The sequence below is a fragment of the Myxococcus sp. CA005 genome (genome assembly GCF_006518205.1).
Classification (GTDB): domain Bacteria; phylum Myxococcota; class Myxococcia; order Myxococcales; family Myxococcaceae; genus Myxococcus; species Myxococcus xanthus.
Genome location: NZ_SRLV01000207.1, coordinates 1 through 638 on the forward strand (window position 1 = coordinate 1; position 638 = coordinate 638).

Genomic DNA, 638 nt, shown 5'->3' on the forward strand with positions numbered 1-638 from the left:
CAGCCGGAATCTCCCAGCGGATAGAACTGCGGCAGCACCCCCACCACATGGGGCTCGGGTTCAGGCTCCGGCTCGGGCTCCGGTGGCGGGTGCGGGTCCACGCCCCGCGCCGCCACACAGGCGGAGAGCAGGCTCGCGGCGCCGGATTCCTCGGCCGGCGGAGGAGGCAGCTCCGTGAGCAGGCCCGCCTGCACCAGGAACGAGGACATGAGCCCGGCGCGCTGCACCGGACTGACGATGCCCTCGAAAGGCACGCCCAGCAGCAGGACCCGCCCGTTGGGCGCCGACATCACGCCCGCCGCCAGGTCAGTTCCCAGATAGCGAAGCACGGACGTGCCACCCGACGCGGGCGTCAGCACGTCCGTCACGCCCACCGCGTAGCCGCCCCGCGTGCCGTCATCCAGCGCCACCCCGGTGAGCTGGGCCAGCCAGTCGCCCGGCATGCCCTCCACGGAGAACGGGGGCGTTCCGCTGCCCGGCGCCGCGCGAAGAATGTCCGCCAGGAAGGCCTGGTCCTCCGCCGAACCCACGGCCAGCGCCGACGTCACATGGCTGCCCGACAGGAGGAGGTGCCCTCCCTGCATCACGAACCCGCGCAGGGCGTCCTGCTCCTCACGGGTAGGACGGGCCCCTCCCGC

The 638-nt window shown here is 73.4% G+C and carries 1 pseudogene; it reads right to left on the minus strand.

The features are described 5' to 3' along the window. A pseudogene (locus FMQ63_RS37720) lies at positions 1 to 638 on the minus strand (N-acetylmuramoyl-L-alanine amidase); the annotation flags it as partial.